General features: G+C 59.5%; 19 protein-coding genes. 5 read left to right on the top strand and 14 right to left on the bottom strand.

Translation table 11 applies throughout. The features are described from left to right. Positions 1-200: 200 nt before the first annotated feature. Entirely contained in the window at positions 201-1,493 is a 1,293-nt protein-coding gene (gene serS, locus C7964_RS15355; RefSeq protein ID WP_110280542.1) for a serine--tRNA ligase, read from the top strand. Here the strand turns inward: serS and C7964_RS15350 are convergent. After that, entirely contained in the window at positions 1,490-2,686 is a 1,197-nt protein-coding gene (locus tag C7964_RS15350) for a T6SS phospholipase effector Tle1-like catalytic domain-containing protein (RefSeq protein WP_110280541.1), read from the bottom strand. The genes serS and C7964_RS15350 overlap by 4 nt on opposite strands. Positions 2,687-2,802: 116 nt before the next feature. Between C7964_RS15350 and C7964_RS15345 the strand changes: the two genes are divergently transcribed. Next, on the top strand, positions 2,803-3,516 hold the full coding sequence (locus tag C7964_RS15345) for a TspO-related membrane protein (RefSeq protein WP_110280540.1): 714 nt from the start codon (positions 2,803-2,805) through the stop codon (positions 3,514-3,516). Here the strand turns inward: C7964_RS15345 and der are convergent. The 3 genes from der to C7964_RS15330 are packed head-to-tail and all read right to left on the bottom strand — an operon-like array spanning position 3,497 to position 6,974. Continuing rightward, positions 3,497-4,948, bottom strand: a complete 1,452-nt coding sequence (gene der / locus C7964_RS15340; RefSeq protein ID WP_110280539.1) for a ribosome biogenesis GTPase Der — start codon at positions 4,946-4,948, stop codon at positions 3,497-3,499. The genes C7964_RS15345 and der overlap by 20 nt on opposite strands. A gap of 49 nt (positions 4,949-4,997) precedes the next feature. Beyond that, entirely contained in the window at positions 4,998-6,296 is a 1,299-nt protein-coding gene (locus C7964_RS15335) for a PQQ-like beta-propeller repeat protein (RefSeq protein WP_110280538.1), read from the bottom strand. Positions 6,297-6,317: 21 nt separating this feature from the next. Further along, positions 6,318-6,974, bottom strand: a complete 657-nt coding sequence (locus tag C7964_RS15330) for a tetratricopeptide repeat protein (RefSeq protein WP_110280595.1) — start codon at positions 6,972-6,974, stop codon at positions 6,318-6,320. 265 nt (positions 6,975-7,239) lie between these two features. Between C7964_RS15330 and C7964_RS15325 the strand changes: the two genes are divergently transcribed. Together C7964_RS15325 and C7964_RS15320 are read left to right on the top strand one after the other, a co-directional pair. Continuing rightward, the gene (locus tag C7964_RS15325; RefSeq protein WP_110280537.1) at positions 7,240-8,478 is read left to right on the top strand and encodes an efflux RND transporter periplasmic adaptor subunit; all 1,239 of its coding nucleotides are present in this window, start codon (positions 7,240-7,242) and stop codon (positions 8,476-8,478) included. Continuing rightward, a complete protein-coding gene (locus C7964_RS15320) occupies positions 8,475-12,167 on the top strand; it encodes an efflux RND transporter permease subunit (RefSeq protein WP_110280536.1) in 3,693 nt (1,230 codons plus the stop codon). The genes C7964_RS15325 and C7964_RS15320 overlap by 4 nt, the downstream gene beginning before the upstream one ends. Positions 12,168-12,215: 48 nt before the next feature. Here the strand turns inward: C7964_RS15320 and C7964_RS15315 are convergent, their stop codons facing one another. Further along, entirely contained in the window at positions 12,216-14,042 is a 1,827-nt protein-coding gene (locus tag C7964_RS15315) for an ABCB family ABC transporter ATP-binding protein/permease (RefSeq protein ID WP_110280535.1), read from the bottom strand. Between the two features lie 66 nt (positions 14,043-14,108). Further along, the gene (locus tag C7964_RS15310; RefSeq protein ID WP_110280534.1) at positions 14,109-15,320 is read right to left on the bottom strand and encodes a LysM peptidoglycan-binding domain-containing protein; all 1,212 of its coding nucleotides are present in this window, start codon (positions 15,318-15,320) and stop codon (positions 14,109-14,111) included. A 110-nt stretch (positions 15,321-15,430) separates the two neighbouring features. On the opposite strand from C7964_RS15310, the gene C7964_RS15305 reads away from it, so the two are divergent. Next, positions 15,431-15,985, top strand: a complete 555-nt coding sequence (locus tag C7964_RS15305; RefSeq protein WP_110280533.1) for an LOG family protein — start codon at positions 15,431-15,433, stop codon at positions 15,983-15,985. On the opposite strand, the gene C7964_RS15300 is transcribed toward C7964_RS15305, so the two are convergent. The 8 genes from C7964_RS15300 to C7964_RS15265 form a co-directional block, all read right to left on the bottom strand. Next, entirely contained in the window at positions 15,980-16,951 is a 972-nt protein-coding gene (locus tag C7964_RS15300) for a threonine ammonia-lyase (protein WP_110280532.1), read from the bottom strand. The two genes, C7964_RS15305 and C7964_RS15300, sit on opposite strands and share 6 nt — an antisense overlap. Positions 16,952-17,023: 72 nt before the next feature. Next, positions 17,024-17,623, bottom strand: a complete 600-nt coding sequence (locus C7964_RS15295) for a superoxide dismutase (RefSeq protein ID WP_110280531.1) — start codon at positions 17,621-17,623, stop codon at positions 17,024-17,026. A 116-nt stretch (positions 17,624-17,739) separates the two neighbouring features. Then, positions 17,740-18,105, bottom strand: coding sequence for a VOC family protein (locus C7964_RS15290; RefSeq protein WP_110280530.1), 366 nt, complete (start codon positions 18,103-18,105; stop codon positions 17,740-17,742). A gap of 169 nt (positions 18,106-18,274) precedes the next feature. After that, positions 18,275-18,643: a cupin domain-containing protein gene (locus tag C7964_RS15285; protein WP_286163985.1), complete on the bottom strand. Its 369-nt coding sequence runs from the start codon at positions 18,641-18,643 to the stop codon at positions 18,275-18,277. After that, positions 18,640-19,209: a sarcosine oxidase subunit gamma gene (locus C7964_RS15280; protein WP_110280529.1), complete on the bottom strand. Its 570-nt coding sequence runs from the start codon at positions 19,207-19,209 to the stop codon at positions 18,640-18,642. Before C7964_RS15280 ends, C7964_RS15285 begins: the two co-directional genes overlap by 4 nt. Continuing rightward, positions 19,202-22,213, bottom strand: coding sequence for a sarcosine oxidase subunit alpha family protein (locus C7964_RS15275; RefSeq protein WP_110280593.1), 3,012 nt, complete (start codon positions 22,211-22,213; stop codon positions 19,202-19,204). The genes C7964_RS15280 and C7964_RS15275 overlap by 8 nt, the downstream gene beginning before the upstream one ends. Further along, positions 22,210-22,539, bottom strand: coding sequence for a sarcosine oxidase subunit delta (locus C7964_RS15270; RefSeq protein ID WP_110280528.1), 330 nt, complete (start codon positions 22,537-22,539; stop codon positions 22,210-22,212). The genes C7964_RS15275 and C7964_RS15270 overlap by 4 nt, the downstream gene beginning before the upstream one ends. Before the next feature lie 313 nt (positions 22,540-22,852). Next, positions 22,853-24,097 (bottom strand): sarcosine oxidase subunit beta family protein, encoded by a 1,245-nt coding sequence (locus C7964_RS15265; protein ID WP_110280527.1) that lies wholly within the window; start codon positions 24,095-24,097, stop codon positions 22,853-22,855. Between the last annotated feature and the right edge of the window lie 78 nt (positions 24,098-24,175).

The raw sequence follows: 24,175 nt of genomic DNA, 5'->3' as shown, positions 1-24,175 counted from the left end.
GTTTTTTCGCAGCAATTTAGAGGCATTTTTGTGGCAGGCCACACAACCCTTGATTTTAAAGCGGATGAAGCGTGCTTTGCCGTGATAGGCCGCGCTCCGACCAGCCGGCAAGTGCCCTTTGGTTGTGCTTTCTATGCTTCACTTGCCGGGCACAATCAGGCATATCACCGTCACGCAAACACCCTAGAAGGACCGATGCTATGCATGATATCCGCACCATCCGTGACAACCCCGCTGCTTTTGATGCGGCCCTGTCTCGTCGTGGACTTGCACCTGTATCGTCCCGGATCCTTGCGATGGATGAGGCGCGCCGCGCCAAAATACTCGCGGCTGAAACCGCGCAGGCCGAAGCCAATAAAGCCGCCAAAGACGTCGGCGCAGCCAAGGCCCGCGGTGACGAGGCCGAATTCGAACGCCTGCGCGCGCTTGTGGGTGAAAAGAAAGCACAGATCGCCGCGTTGAACGATGAGGCCAAAGCCGAGGATGCCGCCCTCACCGATCTTTTGATGGGCATCCCGAACCTGCCTGACGACAGCATCCCCGATGGTGCGGACGAAAACGACAACGTCGAAATCCATCGGTACGGCACCCCCCGCGCCCTCGATTTCACGCCGCTTGAACACTTCGACATCCCCGCCATCCGTCCGGGCATGGATTTTGAAACCGCCGCAAAACTGTCCGGTAGCCGGTTCGTGCTGCTGTCCGGTGCTGTGGCACGTCTGCACCGTGCGCTGGCGCAATTCATGCTGGACGTGCATGTGGAAGAACACGGTCTGACCGAAACCATCACCCCTGTGCTGGTGCGCGAGGACATGATGTATGGCACAGGCCAATTGCCGAAATTCGGCGAGGACAGCTATCAGACAACAAATGGCTGGTGGCTGATCCCCACTGCCGAGGTGACACTGACCAATATCGTGAACGGCCTGACAGTCGAGGAAAGCTACCTGCCCCGCCGCTATGTGGCACACACCCAGTGCTTCCGCTCCGAGGCAGGTTCGGCGGGCCGTGACACATCGGGCATGTTGCGCCAGCACCAGTTCGAGAAGGTCGAAATGGTCAGCATTACCAAGCCCGAGGACAGTACCGCCGAGCACGACCGAATGACGAAACAGGCGCAGGCCATCCTTGAAAAGCTGGAGTTGCCCTACCGCACCGTCGTGCTTTGCACCGGTGATCTGGGCGCGGGTATGCGCAAGACCCACGATATCGAGGTCTGGTTGCCCGGCCAGAACACCTACCGCGAGATCAGCTCGGTTTCTGTAGCCGGTGATTATCAGGCGCGCCGCATGAACGCCCGATACAAGCCCGAGGGCGGTGGCAAGCCGCAGTTCGTGCACACGCTGAACGGATCGGGCCTTGCCGTCGGGCGGACGTTGATTGCCGTGGTCGAAAACGGCCAGCAGGCTGACGGATCGGTCGATCTTCCCGCCGCTTTGCACCCCTATCTGCGCGGCAAGACGCGGATCAACGCAGACGGCCAGATGGTCTAGCGCGGCGGCAAGAGATCGTCCTTTGTGAGGGTCTCTTGCAGTTTTGGCAGGACTTTTGCGAGCGTCTTGGGCTGATAGGCCGGATCACATGCGATCCGGTCAATCGCCGTCTGGCTCACATCCACCACACGCGTCGGCCCGTCGCGATCGAAAGGGCGCAACCGCATCACGCGGGCCAACAATCCCAAACGGGACTGATTGACCAGTGCCTCGCGGATGTTGCGCCCCTCACGGACCTGCGCCAGTTTCGCGCTGTCCATGCACAGTTCCGCCCTTTGCGCCCCTTCTGCGACCCAGTCAAACGCGAATGCCGAGAGCCCCAACCGGTCGCCCCCGCCCCCGACTGATCCATGATCACCCGGGAACCATTCCTGCCGGTAGGGCCAGTCCGCGCGGGTGGCAGGATCCAGACTTGTCTCCGCGTCCAGTCCCAGCGCCGTCCGGTTCATGCGGTCCAGCTTGTCTGACCAAAGAGCCGGCGCAAATGTCCGGCGCTGCTCGTCAATCGCGACGGCGTGGCGGGCCGAAAGCACCGTGCGTGACAGGTCCGCATCGTGGAACTGGTGCCTTTTGTTGAAGAGTGGTGCTGCGGCCCAATAGCCCGGCACCCCCAGCGCGCCGACCGTATCCCAGACGCCAAGATATTTGATCGTCAGGTTTACACAGAGGCCCGGCTTTGTCTTTTGCCGCCAGTTCCATTCGAGTTGGCTTGTCGCCGTGTAGGGCGCAAAATCGCGGCGCCACGCAAAGCTTGCCGGATCATCCGGTTTGGTGTCCTTGGAACGCGACCGGTAGCGCCGGATTGCCTCGCCGATACGGCCCACATTTTCGCGCGGCGGGATCCCGCAAGAGCGCAGTAGTCCGGCCAATGACCGCGCCGTATAGGCCCCGCGCGAAAATCCGAAAATGAAAATCTCGTCCCCCGGTTCATAGCAGAAAACCAAAGCGCGATAGGCGTCCTCGATATTCTCGATCAGGCCCCAACCCAATGCACCACCCGCGAAACGATCCAGCCACCGCGCGACCGCGTTCGATCCGCGTCCGGCCCCGACGCCCAGCACATAAAACACCTGCTGTTTGCGCCCGTCATCCGCCGTGTGTTTGACCGCCTGCGCCATGCGCACCACATTCGTGGGGTTCACAGCATCATGGCGGTTCCAAGTCCCGTCACAAAAAATCGCAATGCGTTTCATGGCAATCTCCTGAATTGAATAAGTGAATGCTGGCGCAAGGATCGGTTGTAGGCAAGTCCGGGATGTAACCGGTTTTTTGGGTAGCACTCCATCAGCAGACAGAGGATAACAGGGACATGAAAAACATATACGCGATCCTCACCCTACTCGTTACGGTCACTTTTGTGGTGTCCCCTGCGCTCACCAGACCGTTCAGCGGGTTTCGTGAAGACCAACTGCCCGTTCCGCAGATTGACCCGCCGGTCCAGCCCGAAGGCTATGCCTTTGCGATCTGGGGGCTGATCTATGGCTGGCTCGTGGTGTCAGCCGTCTACGGGATGATCAAACGGGCCGATAGTGCCGAGTGGAATTACGCCCGCCCGCCGCTGATCATCAGCCTTGCGGTAGGCACACCGTGGCTTGCTGTGGCCAACGAAAGTGCAATCTGGGCGACAATCCTGATCTTCGTCATGGCCACTGCCGCGATTGCGGCGCTCTTGCGCGCACCGCGCAAGCACCGTTGGTTCTTTCGGGTGCCGGTGGGTATCTATGCGGGCTGGCTGACAGCGGCGTCTTTCGTGTCGCTGGGCAGCACCGCCGCAGGCTATGGCATCGGCCCCGCAGCGCAAGGCTGGGCCTATATCGGCATCACCGGTGCCTTGATCGTTGCAGTCGCCGTCCTGACCCGCGTCAAATCACCCGCCTATGCGCTGACCGTGATCTGGGCGTTGGTTGGAATTATCGTGGCCAATGGCGCAGCAAACTGGACCGTATCGGCGCTGGCGGCCATCGGCGTGGTCATCCTGCTGGGGCTGATCGCCAGAATGCGGGTCAGCTTGACCCCTTCTTGAGATGCTTTGACAGGCGCGACGGCTGCGAGGACTTCTTGTCCTTATACGGATTCTTGTCGCCCTGATCGCGCAAATAGAGGCGGATCGGCGTGCCCGGCATATCAAAGTCAACGCGTAAGCCATTGACAAGATAACGCTTATAGCTTTCCGGCATCAGATCAGGATGAGATGTCATCACAACAAACGCAGGCGGACGCGTTTTCACTTGGGTCATATAGCGCATCTTGATCCGCTTGCCGCCCGGTGCGGGTGGCGGGTGCTGTTCCAGCATCCCCGTCAGCCAACGGTTCAGTTGCGCGGTTGAAATACGGCGGTTCCAGACCTCATGGGCGCGCATGATGGCCTGCTGCAAACGGTCAAGCCCTTTGCCGGTCTTAGCGGAAACGGTCACTAGAGGCGCACCGCGCAGTTGCGGCAAAAGCCGTTCAAAGCTTTCGCGCAATTCCTTCAGCTTGGTCTGCTTTTCGTCCTCGACGTCCCATTTGTTGATGGCCACGACAACAGCACGACCTTCACGTTCGGCCAGATCGGCGATGCGCAAATCCTGCTGCTCGAAGGGGATTTCGACATCAAGCAGAACCACCACGACTTCGGCAAATTTCACAGCACGCAGACCGTCGGACACGGACAGCTTTTCCAGCTTTTCCTGCACCTTGGCTTTTTTGCGCATCCCTGCGGTGTCAAAAATCCGCATTGGCACCCCGCCCCAGTCCTGCAGAACAGAAATTGCGTCGCGGGTGATCCCTGCTTCGGGACCTGTCAAAAGGCGTTCTTCGCCGATAATCTTGTTGATCAGCGTGGATTTACCCGCATTCGGGCGGCCTACCACGGCAATCTGCAAAGGCTTGGCGCGGGTCGGGATACGCGGCGCATCCTCGTCATCCTCGCCCACGTCGACATCAATCTCGGGCGCGTCGGCGGCAGCTTTTTCCTCATGCGCCTCGGCAATCGGGCGCAGCGCGTCCATCAACTCGCCCATGCCCTCGCCGTGTTCGGCGGACATGCGGATCGGCTCGCCCAGACCCAGCGCATAGGCCTCAAGAATGGTGGCGTCGGCGGCTTTGCCTTCGCCCTTGTTGGCAGCCAGAATCACATTGGCGTTTTTCTTGCGCAGAATATCGGCGAACACCTCATCCGCAGGCAGAACACCGGCGCGGGCGTCGATCATGAAAAGACAGACATCAGCCATTTCCACGGCACGTTCGGTCAGGCGGCGCATCCGGCCTTGAAGGCTGTCGTCTGTCGCTTCTTCCAAACCTGCGCTGTCGATCACGGTAAAGCGCAGATCGGCAATCCGCCCCTCACCTTCGCGCAAATCACGCGTTACCCCCGGCTGGTCATCGACCAAGGCCAGTTTCTTGCCCACCAGACGGTTGAACAAGGTGGATTTGCCCACATTCGGACGGCCCACAATTGCGAGGGTAAAGGTCATTTTGTCAGCTCCTGACGGTCTACGCTTGCGCGCTTACACCAACGCGCGCCTAACGGAAAGCGTGCAATTGACCGTCTTTGCTTAGCACATAGAGCGTCCGGCCAGCCACAACAGGCCCAGAGGCCGCGCCGCCCGGCAAGGCAAGCTGCCCCAAGGATGCACCAGATGCGGGATCAAACTGCCGGATCTGCCCGTCAGATGAGGTGACAATCAGTCGACCACCGGCCAGAACAGGGCCGTAGTGCGTGAAGATACGTCTTTCGCGTCGCGGGTTCGCACCGTCCTCAAGCACCGGCAACGGCACACGCCAAACGGGGCTGCCGGAGTTTGCATCCAGACGCACCAGCTCATTGACATCGTTGATCAGGAACACGGCATCACCGACAACCCAGACAGGGCTCAGCGACCCTTCGGTTGCCGTCCACACGCGCGCGCCATCGCGCAGATCAAAGGCGGCGGTGCGGCCCCCAAAGTTGCCGATATAGACGCGATTGCCCACAATCACCGGATCGCCCGAAATATCATTGATAACGGCCGAGGCACTGCCCAAACGGTCACCGGTCACAACCGAAGACCACCGTGTCAGCCCGCCACGGGGATAGGTAGCGAGCACCTCACCCGATGGAAACGGAAATACAACATATTCGCCGCTGACTGCAGGCGATGCCCCGCCCGCGAAATTCGCGGTGGACGGCGCACCGGAGCGCTGCCAGCGGATCCGGCCATTGGTCACATCAAGCGCCCATGCGGTACTGTCGCGGGCCACGACATAAACCAGATCGCCCTGCAGTGTGGGTGCGGCATTTGCGGGTGCATCAAGGTCCTGCACCCAGATTTCAGCACCCGTAGCCGCATCAAGGGCCGTGATTTCACCGAAACCGGTGGTGACGTAAACACGCCCGCCGCCGACAGAAATGCCCCCGCCGGAGGCATCCGTCGCATTGTCGCGCGTAGGCGTCAGATCACGGGTCCAGATATTGCCACCATCAACAGATGTCGCTGTCACAAGGGCACGTGCATCAACCGTGTAGATGATCCCGTTTGCCACAACAGGGTGCGATGTCATCCGCGCGCGTCTGCTGTCGCCCTCGCCGATATCCACCGAAAACAGCGGGCTCAGGCTCGGACCGAGTGCCGGATGCGTGATCGTATGGCTGGGGCTGCCGTTCCGGTGTGTCCAGTCGGCATTCACCTGTGCTGCAGGCAGTGCCACAGGGCGGCTTTCATTGGCCAGAACGGTCTGCCCACGGATATCGAAACGGTCACCGGGCAGGATCACATCATCGTCGCCGCATGCCGCCAAAAGAACGAGGCTGATCGCTGCGGTGATGGTTACTCTTAAGGTCACGGGTCAGATCCAATCTGCGCTTTACTGGCTAACAGGGTCGGGCATGGGTTCGCCCAGTGCCACCATGAGGCTCTGGACACGCTCGCGCAAGCCGCGAGTCACACCGGCGTCTTCCTCAATCTGACGCAAAAACCCCAGACCCGCATCAATATCACCTTCTGTCAGGGACAGATAGGCCAGCTGCTCAAGCGCCAGCAGGCGGAACGGCTCACCCGGCTGGGCCAATGCATCAAGCTGGATGCGGCGGGTATTAATGTCCTCGACCGGCAGCATCGCCATCTTGAAAGCCGCCAGTTCGCGGTACATTTCCGGCACATCGGGATTGACGGCAACACGGTTCAGGGTCGCCAAAGCGCCCGCATTATCGCCTGCTTCTTCCTGTGTGGAGGCCTGCAAAAGCAAAGTGACGGCAACGGCCGCACCCTCGGCCTCGATCTGGGCCATTGCGGCTGCGCGCGTGGCAGGATCGGCCTCTTCCAGCGCTGCCATGATCGCATCACCGGTTGCCTGTGCGGTCGCACGCTCTTGGGCATTGCGATACTCGTTCCAGGCCGCACCACCCACGAGCAGCAAGACTGCCGCGACACCGATCCAGCCATAGCGGCGCAAATAGCCAAACAGCTTTTCGCGGCGGACTTCTTCGGTGACTTCATTGATAAAACTGTCAGTGTCGCTCACCTTGGCCCCCAGTTTTGCATAATTCTGTAATCTCTTTGCGGGTACATATCGTGAAGCCTGCGCGATGAACAAGAGGCCAGCGTCATTTGCGCAGGTGAAAGCCGCAATTGATGCGCAAAACGGTGCTTGCCGGAACAGTATTGGCAGTATAATCTGAACTGAGCAGTTTAGTATGGCAAAGTGATCCTACCGCCGCGGCCGGACGTAACGATAACAGACTGATCATTGCGCCACAGCGTGCATCGATCGCAAGAGAGATGACAAGATGAAACTGATACCGATCATCACGGCACTTTTGGTGCTTGCCGGCCTTTACATGGTCGTTTTCGAGCGGGATGTGCTTCTCGGCGTCGCCCAGTCCACCGCACCCGAAGCAGCCGTCTTGGACACCGCCGATGCCACGGCCCCTGAAAGCGTGGTGCAGGATGCCGCCGCAGTCAGTGTTGTTGCTATGCATTCCGTGGCGCAAACCATTGACAGCGCTGTGATCCTACGCGGCCGCACCGAGGCCGCACGCAAGGTCACGGTCGCTGCTGAAACATCGGGCCTTGTGATTTCGGAACCGTTGCGCGCCGGCGCATCGGTGAATGCGGGTGACGTTCTGTGCCGGCTGGACCCGGGCACACGCGAAGCGTCATTGGCCGAGGCGCGCGCACGACTGGCCGAGGCCGAAGGCCGTGTGCCAGAGGCGCAGGCCGGTGTGCTTGAAGCGAACGCGCGGGTGCGCGAGGCGGAAATCAACCTTAACGCTGCCAGCCAGTTGTCGGAAGGCGGTTTTGCTTCTGAAACCCGCCTTGTCAGCGCGCAGGCCGCGATGGAAGCCGCGGCAGCCGGTGTGCAGCGCGCCAATTCCGGTGTGGCGTCGGCGCAGGCGGGCATCCAGTCCGCGCAGGCTGCCGTTGCCTCTGCTTTACGCGAAATTGACAAACTGACGATCACCGCCCCCTTCTCTGGCTTGCTTGAAACCGACACCGCGGAATTGGGCGCGCTCTTGCAGCCGGGTGCACCATGTGCCGCAATCATCCAGCTTGATCAGGTGAAACTGGTGGGATTTGTGCCAGAGACAGATGTCTCCAAGATCACAGTCGGGGCAATGGCTGGCGCACGCTTGACCAACGGCGCTCAGGTTCAGGGCCGCGTGACATTCCTGTCGCGCAGTGCTGATGAGTTGACGCGCACATTCCGCGTGGAAGTCACTGTCGAGAACAGCGATCTGGCCATCAGCGACGGACAGACGGCGGAAATCCTTGTGGCCTCAGACGGGCGCACGGCGCATCTGATCGCGCAATCCTCGCTGACACTGGATGATGACGGCGTGCTGGGCGTGCGCACAGTGGCAGAGGATAACATCGTCAAGTTCATGCCGGTTACGCTGTTGCGCGACACTGCCGAAGGTGTCTGGGTCACAGACCTGCCAGAAACGGTTGATATCATCACGTTGGGTCAGGAATTTGTTGTCGACGGGGTGCGCGTGGCACCCACATATACGGATGCCAAAGGATGACCGGTCTCGTTGATTGGGCCGCAGCCCGCGCGCGGATGGTGCTGGCCTTTATTGCGCTCTCGCTGCTGGCGGGGGGCATGGCCTATGTCGGACTGCCCAAAGAGGGTGAACCCGATATCGAAATCCCTGCGATCTTTGTGTCGGTCCCCTTCCCCGGTATTTCTGCCGAAGACAGTGAAACCCTGTTGGTCAAACCGATGGAGACCGAACTGTCCGATCTCGACGGGTTGAAATCCATGAGCGCCACCGCCGCCGAAGGCTATGCGGGCATGGCGCTCGAGTTCGAATTCGGCTGGGACAAAACCAAAATTCTTGCCGACATCCGTTCCGCCATGAACAACGCCGAGGCGCAGTTCCCTGCGGGCGCGGATCAATATTCCATCAATGAAATCAACTTCTCTGAGTTCCCGATTGTGATCGTGAACCTCACCGGTCAAGTGCCCGAGCGCACCCTGTTGCGGGTGGCCAAAAACCTGCAGGACCGCATCGAAGGAATTGATGCGGTGCTTGAAGCCGGACTTGCCGGTCAGCGCGACGAGATGCTGGAGGTCGTGATCGACCCGCTCCGTCTTGAAGCCTATAACGTCACGGCAGGCGAATTGATCGGTGTTGTGACAAATAACAACCTGCTGATCGCTGCAGGCGAGGTGGACACCGCGCAAGGGACGTTCTCGGTCAAGATCCCCTCGTCTTTTGACGAACCACAGGACGTCTATAACCTGCCCGTCAAAACCAACGGTGACCGCGTGATCACGCTGGGCGATCTGGCCACGATCCGCCTGACATTCGAAGACCGGCTTGGCACTGCACGGTTCAATGGTGTGAACACGGTGGCCTTGCAGGTGGTCAAACGCAAAGGGTTCAACCTGATCGATACCGCCGCATTGGTTGAAGAGGCAGTCGAAGCCGAACGCGCAAGCTGGTCGCCCGAGCTTCAGGAGGCGATCCAGGTCGGCACCTCGAACGACCAGTCCCGCAATGTGGCTTCAATGGTCAGCCAGCTGGAAGGTTCGGTTCTGACCGCAATCGCGCTGGTCATGATCGTCGTTCTTGCCGCCTTGGGGACGCGCCCTGCGCTGCTGGTAGGCTTTGCTATTCCCACATCCTTCCTGTTGTGTTTCGCCCTGCTTGCCGTGATGGACATCACGATTTCCAATATCGTGATGTTCGGGCTGATCCTTGCCGTGGGTATGCTGGTGGATGGCGCCATTGTGGTGGTTGAATATGCCGACAAGCGCATCAAAGAGGGCACGGGCCCGATGCACGCCTATGTCGAGGCCGCCAAGCGCATGTTCTGGCCGATTATTTCCTCGACCGCCACGACGCTCTGCGCCTTTCTGCCGATGCTGTTCTGGCCGGGTGTGCCGGGGCAGTTCATGGGGATGCTTCCTGTCACCCTGATCTTCGTGCTCTCGGCATCGCTGGTTGTCGCGCTCGTCTATCTGCCTGTCATGGGTGGCGTGACAGGCCGGATGAGCCGGATGTTCGGCAATGCATCCGACACGCTCCGCGCCCGCCTGCCGTGGGTGGTGCGCGCGGCACTGGTCCTGCCTGCCATTATGATCGTGTTCACGGGTGCGATGCTGACGCTGAACCCCGGCTATCTGACCGGTGAAGCGGTGCAGACAAGCGGGTTGGGCGATTCCCTTCCCGGCATGATTGTCTTCCTTCTGGGGGCTTTCGCATTGTCGATCACCATCGGGGCCGCCAAGATTGAACGCGAAGCCAAAACAATCAAAGCCGGTTACCGCCGCTCGCCCTTTGGGCACTTCATGCATTTCGTTGCAGGTAACCCGATCATGCCGCTGGTCACTGTGGCGGCCGTTGTCTTCACCGTGATCTCGATCTTCGGCTACTACGGGGCCAACAACAATGGGGTGGAATTCTTTGTTGAATCCGAGCCCGAACAGGCCATCGTCTATGTACGCGCCCGCGGAAACCTTTCACTTGAGGAAAAAGACGCGCTGGTGCGACAGGCTGAAGATATCGTTCTCGCGCATCATGGCGTGATCACCGCTTTCGCCTTTGCCGGTGACGGCGGGCTGAACACGGACGCAAGTGGCGCCAGCACCCCCAGCGACACCATCGGGCAGGTGCAGCTTGAGACAATTCCATGGGAAGACCGCGCAGGCATCGCCGAACTGGACGGTGATGTGGTGCTGGCGGAACTGCAAGAACAACTCAACACAATCCCCGGGATCGAAACCGAGATCCTGGCCCAATCCCGCGGCCCTGCCTCGGGCAAGCCGGTGCATCTGCGCCTGAAAAGCGACAATTGGGACGACCTGATTGCCGCCACCAACATCGCGCGCGCACAATTTGAACAAACACCGGGATTGATCACAATCGAGGATTCCCTGCCCCTGCCCGGCATCGACTGGCAGATCGACGTTGATGTTGAAAAAGCAGGGCGCTTTGGCGCCGATGTAGCGACTGTGGGTGCCATGGTGCAGATGGTCACGCGGGGTATTCTGCTTGATACGATGCGCGTCGACAGCTCTGACGAGGAAATCGAAATCCGCGTCCGCCTGCCAGATCAGGACCGCGTGCTCTCTACCCTTGATAGTCTGAAAGTGCGGACCAATCAGGGCCTGATACCGCTGTCGAATTTCATCACGCGCACGCCGGTGGCAAGCCTCGCGCAGATCGACCGCATTGACCAGAAGCGCTATTTCGACGTCAAGGCAGGCGTGGCCACAGGGCTGACGACACTGACGATGGACGGCGAGAATATCGCGGTTGTCCAGATCGTGAGCGACGAGGCATCCGGCATGGATCGCTATGCAGTGCAGACGCTGCTGGGTGATATGACGTCTGCGCGTCTGACGGCCCTTGTGGACGCAGGCGACATCTCGGAGACACCGCTCAATGCCAACGAACGCATTGCCGCGCTGACGGACTGGCTCGGCACCAACCCCCTGCCCGCATCCATTGAATGGGAATGGACGGGCGATCAGGAAGAACAGGCCGAATCCGGCGCGTTCCTGCAAACCGCCTTTGCAGGTGCGCTGGGTCTGATGTTCATCATCCTGCTGGCGCAGTTCAACAGCATCTACAACTCCATCCTTGTTCTGATGGCCGTGGTCATGTCGACCGCCGGGTCGCTGGTGGGGATGCTGGTGATGGATCAGCCGTTCTCGATCATCATGACGGGAACAGGTATCGTGGCGCTTGCGGGCATCGTGGTGAACAACAACATCATCCTGATCGACACCTATCAGGAATACAGCCGTTATATGCCCAAAACCGAGGCGATCACCCGCACAGCCGAAGACCGCATCCGCCCTGTGCTTTTGACGACCATCACCACAATGGCGGGGCTGGCCCCGATGATGTTCGGCCTCAGCCTTGATTTCATGAACGGCGGCTATTCCATCGACAGCCCGACAGCGCTTTGGTGGAAACAATTGGCCACAGCCGTGGTCTTTGGCCTTGGTATCGCAACAATGCTGACGCTGGTCTTCACGCCCTCCATGCTGGCCCTGCGGGTCTGGTTTGTGACCTATGTGCAGTGGTTCGCACAACTCTTGGCGAAACTCTCCATGGGGCGCAGCAGCCGCGCCGCCCGCGACTGGGCGCTGTCACGACAGGCCCGCCGCATGAAAGCGCCCGAGATTATCTGGGATGATCCAAGTGCGGCGGTGCTGACACCCATCGCGCCCAAACAACCGGTACAAGCCGCTGAATAAAGAAAAGGCCCGCTCGAACGGCGGGCCCTTTGATCCGGTCGGCGCGAACTAGACCGTCGCCTCTTCTTCCTCGGACTGTCTGTTCCACAAATGCGCATAGCGCCCTTCGGCAGCCAGAAGGGCGTCATGGCGACCTTCTTCGACAATGACACCGTTTTCCAGCACCACGATCAGATCGGCATCGGCAATCGTGGATAGGCGGTGCGCAATCGTAATCACCGTGCGCCCCTCGCCCATCGCCTTCAACTCGGCCTGAATTTCCCTTTCGGTTTCGGTATCAAGCGCGCTTGTCGCCTCATCCAGCAACAGGATCGGCGGGTTCTTCAAGAGCGTCCGCGCGATCCCCACCCGCTGCTTCTCACCCCCCGAAAGCTTCAACCCACGCTCACCCACAGTCGTTTGATAGCCGTCTGGCAGGCTGATGATAAACTCATGAATTTTGGCAGCTTTGGCCGCCGCGATAATCTCATCTTCGCCGGCCGTGGGCCGCCCGTAGGCAATGTTGTAATGTACGGTGTCGTTGAAGAGCACGGTATCCTGCGGAACAACACCGATCTGTGCGTGGAGGCTCTCCTGCGTGACATCCCGCACATCCTGCCCATCAATCAAAAGCGCCCCGCCGCTGACGTCATAGAACCGGAACAGCAACCGCCCGATGGTCGATTTACCCGACCCCGAAGAGCCCACAATCGCCACGGTCTGACCGGGAGCCACCTCAAGGCTGACGCCTTTCAGGATTGGCCGCGCGGCATCATAGCCAAAGCTGACGTCCTGCAAGACGACACGCCCGCCTTTCACCTCAAGCGGTTTCGCGTCCGGTTTATCCGTCACCTCGGCGGGTTGTTCGAGCAGGTCAAACATATCGCCCATATCAATCAGGGCCTGCCGGATTTCGCGGTAAACCGTGCCAAGAAAGTTCAGCGGCATCGTGATCTGGATCATATAGGCATTGACCATCACGAAATCGCCCACGGTCAGATCGCCCCGTTGCACACCCAAGGCGGCCATGACCATCACCGCGACCAGACCGCCGGTAATCAGTAACGACTGGCCGAAATTCAGAAAAGCGAGCGAGTAATTGGTACGGATTGCAGCGTTTTCATAATTCGCCATCGCAAGGTCATAGCGGTCGGCCTCCCAGCGCTCGGCGCCGAAATACTTGACCGTTTCGAAATTCAACAGACTGTCGATCGCCTTCTGGTTCGCATCGGTGTCCTGATCGTTCATTTCCTTGCGGATTTTTACCCGCCATTCCGTCACCTTGAAGGTGAACCAGACGTAAAGCGCGATGGTCAGCACAACGACCGCCAAATACCAGACATCAAAGAGGAAAAAGAGGACCACAGAGATCATCAGCAGTTCAAGAACCAGCGGCCCCATCGAGAACAGCAAGAAGCGCAGAAGGAAATCCACGCCTTTCACGCCACGTTCGATCACGCGCGACAGACCACCCGTCTTGCGGGTGATATGGTAGCGCATCGAAAGGCGGTGGATGTGGGTAAAGGTTTCAAGCGCAAGCTGCCGCAAAGCCCGTTGCCCGACGCGCGTAAAGACCACATCGCGCAATTGCTGAAAGCCCACCGACATCAGCCGCGCCAAACCATAAGCCAGCGTCAGGCCGACGGCCCCCAAGCCCAGCACTGTGGCCGCCGTCGCCCCCTCGGGCGCCAAGGCATCAACGGCCTGTTTATAAAGAACAGGTGTGCCGACCGCGATCACCTTGGAGAGCAAGAGCACGGCCAGCGCAATCACCACACGGCGTTTGACCCATGTCTGCCCCTCCGGCCACAGATAGGGCACCACGCGGCGAATGACGTTCCACCCCTGGATTTGGGCATCGCTCAGATTGGCATCGGTTTTTTCTAGACCACGCATTGGGACTCCACGGCTTGAGGCGTCATTCCTAAGCCTGTGATCCAAAGATGACCAGAGGCCCGCGCGCTATTGCGTGATCTCGGGGATACGAAAGATTTGACCGGGGTAGATCAGGTCAGGGTCGCGGATCAGATCGCGGTTTGCTTCAAAGACCTCGACGTAAAAGATGCCCGCGCCAAGGTTCTCTTCGGCAATGGCCCAGAGCGTCGCACCGGGTTGCACGGTACGAACCGCCACTTCAAAGCCCTCGACGGCTGTTTCTTCGGCCAGCACCGCCGCCACGTCAGCGGCCTCTTCGCGCCGGAACGGGGTTTCAAGGCGCGAAACTACACCACCCTCTGCATCCACTTCGTCAATCCGCAGCGTGTAAACACCTGTTGCGATATCGGGCAGATCAATCCGCCAGTCGCCGCCCTCGGTGACAGGCGCGGCTGTGACCGGTTCGTTGTCGATATAAACCTGAACGGCCCCGTCACCTGTGGCGCGGCCGGAAAGCTGGACTTCACCCTCTGGATCATAGGTGATCGCATCAAGGGCGACGTTTGGCTGGGCTTCGGGTGACGCGAGCGTGGGGCTCGCCTGAACGACGCGCACACCATCCGCATCCGCTTGCAGCACTGTGGGGGCCACGGGTGCCGCAGGTGCAAGGTCAGCATCCGGCAAGCTTGGCGCTTGTGGTGCCGCAATAGGCGCCGCGTCCGCCGTGGTGTCCTGCACCGGATCAGCCGGTGCTTGCGGGGCGGCATCGGTGACAGCCGGTGCGGGGTCTTCCGCCGCGGCGATTACGACGGGGGCCGCAATGGGCGCCACCATGTAACTTGTGGTCGAAGCAACCGCCTCGCCCTCCGGATCTGCCAGCAATGACAACCTGCGTGGTTGTGCGGCGGGGCCTGCGACGGGCAGTGAGACAAAATTGCCCGCTGAGTCGGCAATGACGCGGTCAATCGCTTCTCCTGCCAGAATAACATCAACGGTTTGCCCCGGCTCGGCGCGTCCCGCGATCACCATGCTGCCGTCAGGCTCTACGCGGAACGTATCGAACTCCGGCACCTGCTGCGCTTGCTTTGGCTCGGGGGCTTCGGCCACGATATCCGGGGCAGGTTCAGGCGCGGCGGCGGATTCGGGCGCGGCAAGAACAGGTGTCTCGGCGACCACATCTGCGGGCGGTTCATCTGCTTCCGGTCGCGGCATCATTACAAAAATCAACACACCGATGGCCACAGCAGCGATGCTGCCCAGTACCACAGGCTTTGCGCCTGATTTCACGTCTTCTTCCAAGTTTCGCCCCTTTTACAATGCCCGCTGTAGGCAAACCTATAGTCAAGGTTGAGACACCTTAACAACGCCGCTATGACCGGTCAAAGTGAAGCTAGCGCGAAGGAACCACAATGTCTGCACATCCAAAATCAGTTTGCGTCTACTGTGGCTCTCGGGACGGCGCTGCACCTGCCTATGCCGAAGCTGCCAAAGCCACAGGCGAGATGCTGGCCGCCAATGGCTGGCGTCTGGTTTATGGCGCAGGTGATGTGGGGCTGATGGGCCGTGTGGCCAATGCGGTTCAGGCGGCCGGCGGCAAGACCTTTGGCGTGATCCCGACCCATCTGATGGATTGGGAAGTGGGCAAGCGCGATCTGGATACCTTCGTGGTGACCGAGACAATGCACGAGCGCAAGAAAGTGATGTTTATGAACGCCGATGCCATTGTCGTGCTTCCGGGCGGTGCGGGATCACTCGATGAGTTCTTTGAGGCGCTGACGTGGCGGCAACTCAAACTTCACATCAAACCGCTAATATTGCTCAATACCGAAGGCTTCTGGGACCCGCTGCGCGATCTGCTCGTGCATGTGGTCGACGAGGGCTTTGCGGGCGACGACATCCTGTCATTCGTTCAGGTCGCCGAGGACATCGCCGATCTCGAGGCCAAACTGAAAGCCGTGCTATAGCGCCTGCATCAACTCCGCATACCGCCCGAGCGAAATATTGGACCCGCAGGCAATAATCCCGATCCGGCGCCCTGCCAGTTCCGCCTTCAACGACCCCATGATGGCCGCCAGTGAGGCCGCACAAGCCGGTTCGGCCGTGATGCGCAGGATGTTTTGATAGACATCCATCGCCGCCAGCATATCGTGGTCTTCAATCTTGACGATCCGGTCCACATAGGCGCGGCTTACACCATAGGTCAGCGGCAGCGCGAGCGGTGCGCCAAGACTGTCTGCGATGGTGGCAACTCTATCGAGTTGCACCGGCTGACCCGCTGCAAGGCTTTGCGACATACTATCCGCACCGAAAGGTTCAACACCGATCACCGTGGCAGCGGGGTTCATCTGTTTGATCGCACAGGCCATGCCGCTGATCATGCCCCCGCCCCCGACGGGAACAACGAACGTATCTATCTGCGGCGCCTGCACGGCGTATTCGTGGCCGCAGGTCGCCGCGCCAAGGATCATATGATCCGCCTCATAGGGATGCATGAGGGTCCGGCCTTCCTCGGCTGCCGCGTTCATCGCGGCAAAAGCCGCAGCCATATCATCGTGCAAAGTGACGGTCGCACCCAGCGCCTGACAACCGGCAATGCGGGCAGGATCAGTGGCCTTTGGCATTGCGATCAGCGCATCCACACCTGCGGCTTGCGCGGCCCATGACACCGCCAGTGCGTGATTGCCACCGCTCGCCGCAACAACACCCGCCGCACGCTGCGCCGCGTCAAGATTGCGCATCCCCAGCAAAGCACCACGCGCTTTGAATGACCCGGCTTGTTGAAAGAGCTCAAGCTTGACAGTAACGCCTGCGCCCTTTGGCAACAGCCCATGCCAACGGGCAGAGGTCAGCGGCAGGATCGGTGTCTCAATCAGGTCTGCTTGCACGTGGGCTTTCGCGGCAACGATTTCGTTTAACCTTGGTCCGATCATCACTTCCTCCAAGCAAAAGGCCCGTATGAGCGATGTCACACGGGCCTTTCAGATTGTCCAGATCAGACAGGATTACATGCGCGAAGCGACGTTTTCCCAGTTGACCAGATTATCAAGGAAGTTGGTCAGATAGGCCGGGCGCTTGTTGCGGTAATCGATGTAGTAGGAGTGTTCCCATACATCACAGCCCAAAAGGGCGGTCTGGCCAAAGCACAGCGGGTTCACACCGTTTTCGGTCTTGGTCACCGCCAAGGAGCCATCCGCGTTCTTCACAAGCCAGCACCAGCCCGAACCGAACTGGCCCGCACCTGCGGCGCTGAACTGCGACTTGAATTCGTCAACCGAACCAAAGCTCTCGACTAGTGCTTTTTCAAGCTCGCCTGGCATCGCGCTGTCATTCGGGCTCATCATTTCCCAGAACTGGTTGTGGTTCCAAAGCTGGCTGATGTTGTTGAAGATGCCGTTCTGCGCAACAGCAGATTTGTCGTAAGTGCCGACGATGATCTCTTCGAGGGATTTACCCTCCCACTCGGTGCCTTCAATCGCCTTGTTGCCATTGGTGACATAGGCGTTGTGGTGCAGGTCGTGGTGAAATTCGAGCGTTTCAGCGGACATGCCTTTGCTGGCAAGCGCGTCATGTGCGTAAGGAAGGTCGGGAAGCGAAAAAGCCATAGCTTGTGTCTTTCTGTATTGAGGAAAGGATACCCGTTACATGTCACATGGACAGCTAACGTCAAGGGTACGCGGCGGGACACGGTCGTCTGATTGCCGAAATCCACCTATGACATTCAGGGTCCCGCAGGTTGCCAAAGCTCGATCGGGTTGCCTTCTGGATCGTGGATGCGTGCAAATTGCCCGACACCGTCCATCTGTGTGCGATCAGTCGCTGTGATCCCTGCATCTGCCAGCTCTGCAAGCGCAGCCTCAAGATCGGCCACGCGAAAATTCAGCATGAACGCACGGTCTTTGGGAAAATAGTCTGTATCTGCATCAAAAGGTGAAAAGATCGTCACCCCCTCTTGCGTGATCCACGGCCTGTCGTCTGGCCCGTTCGGAACCGGATTGATGCCCAGATGGGTGTGATACCACTGCGCCAAAGCGGCAGGATCCTTGGCGCGGAAGAACACGCCACCAATTCCCAAGACCTGAACCATCTTAGTCAATCTCCTGATTGCGCAGCCCGATCATTTCGGAAAACCCACAAAAAAGCAATGAACGGACCATTATGGACACGGCGCTGCGCGTGAGCACAAACTGCTGAACTGTCATTTCTACGCGCGGCTGTTTTGGTTCCGCAACGCCCTAAAATTACGCCCGCCATACCTATGCGAACTGGATAATAACCGCTTCGAAATCGACGTCGCTGGTGACCACCGTGTGATGGCCCTTCCCGTACGTGTCTTGCATATGCCACACATCGCCTGGCCCGATGTCGCGTGCCTCTCCGTCACTGGCGGTCACGCGGACCATCCCTGCGAGACAGATCAGTTTTTGCGCAACAGGCGTCGGGTGAATGGGTTCATCCCATCCTGCCTTTAGTCTTAAAAACATGGTTCTTTTGGCTGCTTCAGGCTGTGACACCGCGATGGCTTTGGCTGGCGGTGCAAAAACCCGCTCTTCAAGGGTGACCGTCACGTCCTCCCAATGACTTTCGCCGCTCTCATCGACATAGAGCTTGTGAAAGGTCATCATGATGGAAAATACCCGACCTGCCCTGCCTTGGCAGAGGCCGCCAGCAGGTTGAACGCATATTCCGCGACGGAGCGGAAACAGATCACCTGAAATGTATCCTCATCGCGCATCCAGAAGGCCGCAGCCACCTGCCCCAGACGCGTGCGGCGGAAATCGCCCGGTTTGAAGGTGTCAGGATGCAGATCAACAGGCGCCAGTTTCGCGATCACCTCGCGGCAGAACGCACCTTCGACAATCAATACCGCCCGCGCGTCTGACACGTTCTCGGCCAGATAATGCGTGCCCGTCAACGCCTTGTCGATTGCGGCGATGGCTTCGGCCACCTCATCATAGGGCACAAGGACCAATATCTCGTCGGGCGACATCCAGCAGAGGCCCTTCTTGCCCTCGCTGTTTGCTTGACCCTGCGCCGGAAAACCGACGCCAGAGATCCCTGTGCAAACGGCGCGCAGTTTCTTATCCGCCAGATCACCGCGCAGGATAATCATGCCCTGCAATCCCGCCTCGCGGATCGTCACTTCACCCGGGGCAACCTTGCCTTGTAATGCACTGACAGCATTAGACATTCTGCTTCTCCCCTTCTTTATCATAGACGACCGGATCAACGATCCTTGCCCGCACAGTCGTGCCATCGACTTTGTTGAACTCAATAACCTCGCCGATCCGCTCGGGCCCGCGATGCACCAGCCCCATCGCGATGCCGCGCTCAAGATTGGCGGAATAATAGGTCGAGGTCACGCGGCCCTGGGTATTGCGCTGCCCGTTGGCATTTGTCCCCTCGGCAATCGCATAGGCCCCGTCCGGCAGAACCGATCCATCCTCGGTCTCAAGCCCGACCAGTTTCCAGCGGTTCGGGTCGGCCATATGGCTGCGCTCATGCGCGCGTTTGCCAAGGTAGTCTTCTTTCTTCTTCGACAGCGCCCATTGCAGATTGAGATCCTGCGGAATGACCGTACCGTCGGTTTCATCCCCGATCATGATAAAGCCCTTCTCGGCGCGCAGGATGTGCAGGGTTTCGGTGCCATACGGCATGATTCCGAATTCCTCGCCTGCTTCCATCAGCGCCTCCCAGAAGGCCGCACCCTGTCCGGCAGGAACGGCAATCTCGTAAGACAACTCACCCGAGAAAGAGATGCGGAAGACGCGCGCGTCAAAATCGCCGATCTTGCCTGCTGCATAGGTCATGAACGGCAGCGCCTCGGCGCTGACATCCATACCGCCCAGTTTGCGCAGCAGTTTACGTGCATTAGGCCCCACAACCGCGATCTGGGCATATTGTTCGGTGACATTGGCGACATAGACTTTCCAGTCCCACCATTCGCATTGCAGCCAGTCTTCCATATGGGCGTGGATGTGTTCGGCTCCGCCGGTCGTGGTGTGACACAGCCATGTATCCTCGGCCATGCGGACAACAACACCGTCATCCATCAGGAACCCGTTTTCGGAGCACATGAGGCCGTAACGGCATTTGCCCACCGGCAGTGTCGACATCATGTTGGTGTACATCATGTCGAGGAACTTGCCCGCGTCCGGCCCTTTGACGATCAGCTTGCCTAGGGTCGATGCATCAAGCAGGCCAAGGTTCTCGCGGGTGTTCTTCACTTCGCGGTTCACCGCGTCATGGACGCTCTCACCGGACCGCACGTAGGCAAAAGGCCTGCGCCATTGGCCGACCGGTTCGTTATCGGCCCCATGAGCGTTGGACCACGCCGAGATCGGCGTCATGCGCAGCGGCTGGAACAACTCGTCGCGTGCGGCACCGGCAATCGAGGCCATCGAGATCGGTGTATAGGGCGGGCGGAAGGTAGTCGTACCCACATCGGGAATATCTGCATTCAGCGATTGCGAAAGGATCGCCAGACCGTTGATATTGCTCAACTTGCCCTGATCTGTCGCCATCCCCAGCGTTGTATAACGTTTCGTGTGCTCGACGCTCTCAAAGCCCTCTTGGGCGGCCAATTGCACATCACTGACCTTCACATCATTCTGGAAATCCAGCCACGCCTTGGACCGCAGCGCATGGCTTGCGCCCAGCGGCATCAACCAGACGGGCGAAATCGCACCTTCCGCCGCATCCTCGCCCATAGGTGCCTGCGGGCCGCGTTTGGTGTGGCCTGTGGCTTTCGCCGCTGCACGCCCTGCTGCCCAGCCATCACAGACAACCTCGGCCGTAAACAGATGCCCGTTTGCAATTCCTGCGGTCATAACGAATGGCAGACCATCTGCGCCAGTTGGCGCGCGGTCGGGATCGGGGCGGAACATCACCTGTTCCGCATCCCAGTTCAGCTTGCCACCGCAGTGCGACCACAGGTGCACCACCGGTGACCACCCGCCCGACATCGCAACGCAATCACAGTCGATCTCCTCAAGGACCCCGCCTTCACCGGCCTGCGCACAAAGTGCGACACCGGTCACACGCTTGCCGCCTTTGACCTTGGCAATCCCCTTGCCCATCTCGATGCGGATCCCCAGCGCGCGGGCGCGGTCGATCAGCTCACCCTCGGCTTCGGCCCGCGCGTCAACGATCACGGGCACATCAAGGCCCGCCTCTTTCAGCACAATTGCCGTGCGGTATGCATCGTCGTTATTGGTCACGACCACGGTCCGGTCGCCAATGGAGACGCCAAAATTCACCGCATAGTCGCGCACAGCCGAGGCCAGCATCACACCGGGCAAGTCATTGGCAGCAAAAGACAAAGGCCGCTCGATCGCACCGGTCGCGGTCACAATCTGCTTGGCACGGATCCGCCACAGACGATGGCGCGGACCTTCGGTATCGGGCGCGTGATCGGTCAGGCGTTCATAGGCCAGCGTATAGCCGTGGTCATAGACCCCTGCCCCCATACAGCGCAGGCGCAGGTCAACGTTTGGCATGGCTTCAAGTGCTTTGACCGTGGCATCAATCCAGTCCTGTGCAGGCATGGCATCAATGGTCGGCGTATCAACCACCGCACGCCCGCCCCAATCGGCGGTCTGTTCGACCAGCAACACCCGCGCACCGCGCGCGCCTGCGGCATGTGCGGCCGCAAGACCGGCAATGCCGCCACCCACAACCAGCACGTCCACATGACAGTTGAAATGCTCGTATGTATCCTGATCACGGTCTTTCGGGGCTTTGCCCAGACCCGCCGATTTGCGGATGATGGGCTCGTAAACATGCTTCCAGAACGACTGCGGATACATGAACATCTTGTAGTAGAAACCCGCAGGCAGGAACCGCGACAGATGCGTGTTGATCGCACCCACATCGAATTCGAGGCTCGGCCAGTGGTTTTGCGACTGCGCCGTCAGCCCCTCGAAGAGTTCGGTAGTCGTCACCCGCGCATTGGGTTCGAACTGCGCACCTTTGCCAAGGTTCACGAGGCCATTGGGCTCTTCCGCGCCCGAGGCCACAACGCCGCGCGGACGGTGGTATTTGAACGACCGCCCCACCAGCATCTGGTCATTGGCGAGCAACGCCGATGCCAGCGTGTCACCTTCAAACCCGTGCAAGTGCTTGCCATTAAACGTGAATGACACAGCCTTGTTTTTGTTGATCAAACGGCCCTGACCGGCCAGACGGGTGCTCATGTCAAATTCCCCCAAGACCAACCGGGACGCGCGGCCGAAATCTTGTCTTTTATCTCTTGTGGTGGCTCAAGCGTCTGGGCCGGATAGGTGCCGAAGACCTGCAATGTGTTGGTGCAGCGCGCGGCCAGAAACCATTTGCCGCAGCCATAGGCATGGCGCCAGCGTTCGAAATGCACGCCTTTTGGGTTCTCGCGCATAAAGAGGTAATCCTCGAAGTCCACATCCGATGCGCCGGGTCCTTCGCGCTTGAGATGGGCTTCGCCACCCGCGTGCAAATCAGTCTCATCGGCATCGACGCCGCAATAAGGGCAATGCAGGGTCAGCATGGTTGAACCTCGGTATTTGGGAAACGCGATGCGTTCAGAACGAAAGGGATATGAGCGAAAATCCCCCACGCATTTGCGCGAACAGGCACTAATTCCGCCGATATCGCACAGCCACGGCCCGCAGGGGTCGCAGTGGGGTGGCCTGATGCTAGGCTCATCTCATGGAACTTTTGCTGATTGTCATAGGGGGAATCCTCTCGACGGCCATAATCTTTGTGGTCATCGACGGGTTGCGTGGTGGACTGTCCGAAGATGACGAGGATAGGTTTGATTAGTGACGCGCAGACGCGGTCTGGCTGGACTGTGCTGAACATCAATGCGCCACCCCTGCTGCCACGCTTTCATCAATGAACTTGCCCTCGCGGAAGCGGAACATGCTGAACTCGTCGGTCAGCGGTGATTGTCCTTTGGCCATCAACTCGGCCATGGCCCATCCGGACCCCGGGATCGCCTTGAACCCGCCGGTGCCCCAGCCGCAGTTGACGAAGACGCCCTCAACAGGGGTTTTCGACAGGATGGGCGAGCGGTCGCCCGTCACATCCACGATCCCGCCCCATTGGCGCAGCATTTTCAAACGTGCAATCATCGGGAAGGTCTCGACCAGGGCGCGCACAGTTTCCTCGATATGGTGGAACGATCCGCGCTGGGTGTAGTTGTTATAGCCGTCGGTGCCGCCGCCAATGACCATTTCGCCCTTGTCGGACTGGCTCATATAGCCGTGGACGGTGTTGGCCATCACAACCACATCCATGCAGGGCTTGATCGGCTCTGACACCAGTGCCTGCAGCGCGACACTTTCAATCGGCAGACGGAACCCTGCCATTTGTGCCAGCACACCGGAATGCCCTGCCACAACCATCCCCAGCTTGTCGCAATCAATCGGCCCTTGGGTGGTATCTACGCCCACAACCTTGCCGTTCTCCTGACGCACCGCTTTGACTTCGCATTGCTGGATCACGTCCATGCCCATATCGGAACAGGCCCGCGCATAGCCCCAGGCCACCGCATCGTGGCGCGCAGTACCGCCACGCGCCTGCCACAAACCGCCAAGCACCGGATAGCGCGGCCCGTCGATATTCATGATCGGGCAGAGTTCCTTGACGCGGGCCGCATCAATCCATTCGGTCGTCACCCCTTGCAGCGCATTGGCATGGGCGGTGCGTTTATAGCCGCGCACCTCATGCTGGGTCTGGGCCAGCATGATCACGCCGCGCGGGCTGAACATGACGTTGTAGTTGAGGTCCTGGCTCATCGTCTCATAGAGAGAACGCGACTTTTCATAGATCGCCGCAGAAGGATCCTGCAGGTAGTTCGAGCGGATAATCGTCGTATTCCGGCCCGTATTCCCGCCACCCAGCCAGCCTTTTTCAAGAATGGCCACATTGGTGATCCCAAAGTTCTTGCCTAGGTAATAGGCCGTGGCCAGACCATGCCCGCCCGCACCCACGATAATCACGTCGTATTTCTTTTTGGGCGCGCGTTTGGCCCAGGCGCGGTCCCAACCGGTGTGTTGGCGCATGGCTTCTTTGGCAACTGCAAAGGCGGAATAGCGTTTCATCAGGGTCCAGAATCCTCTGTCTCGGGCGGCACTGCTGTTGCATACTATCTGGACCCTGCGCCTGTCCAAGAGGATACT

Origin of the sequence: Loktanella sp. PT4BL (assembly GCF_003201935.1) — a bacterium.
Lineage (GTDB): Bacteria > Pseudomonadota > Alphaproteobacteria > Rhodobacterales > Rhodobacteraceae > Yoonia.
This window is presented reverse-complemented; position numbering and strand designations above follow the sequence as displayed.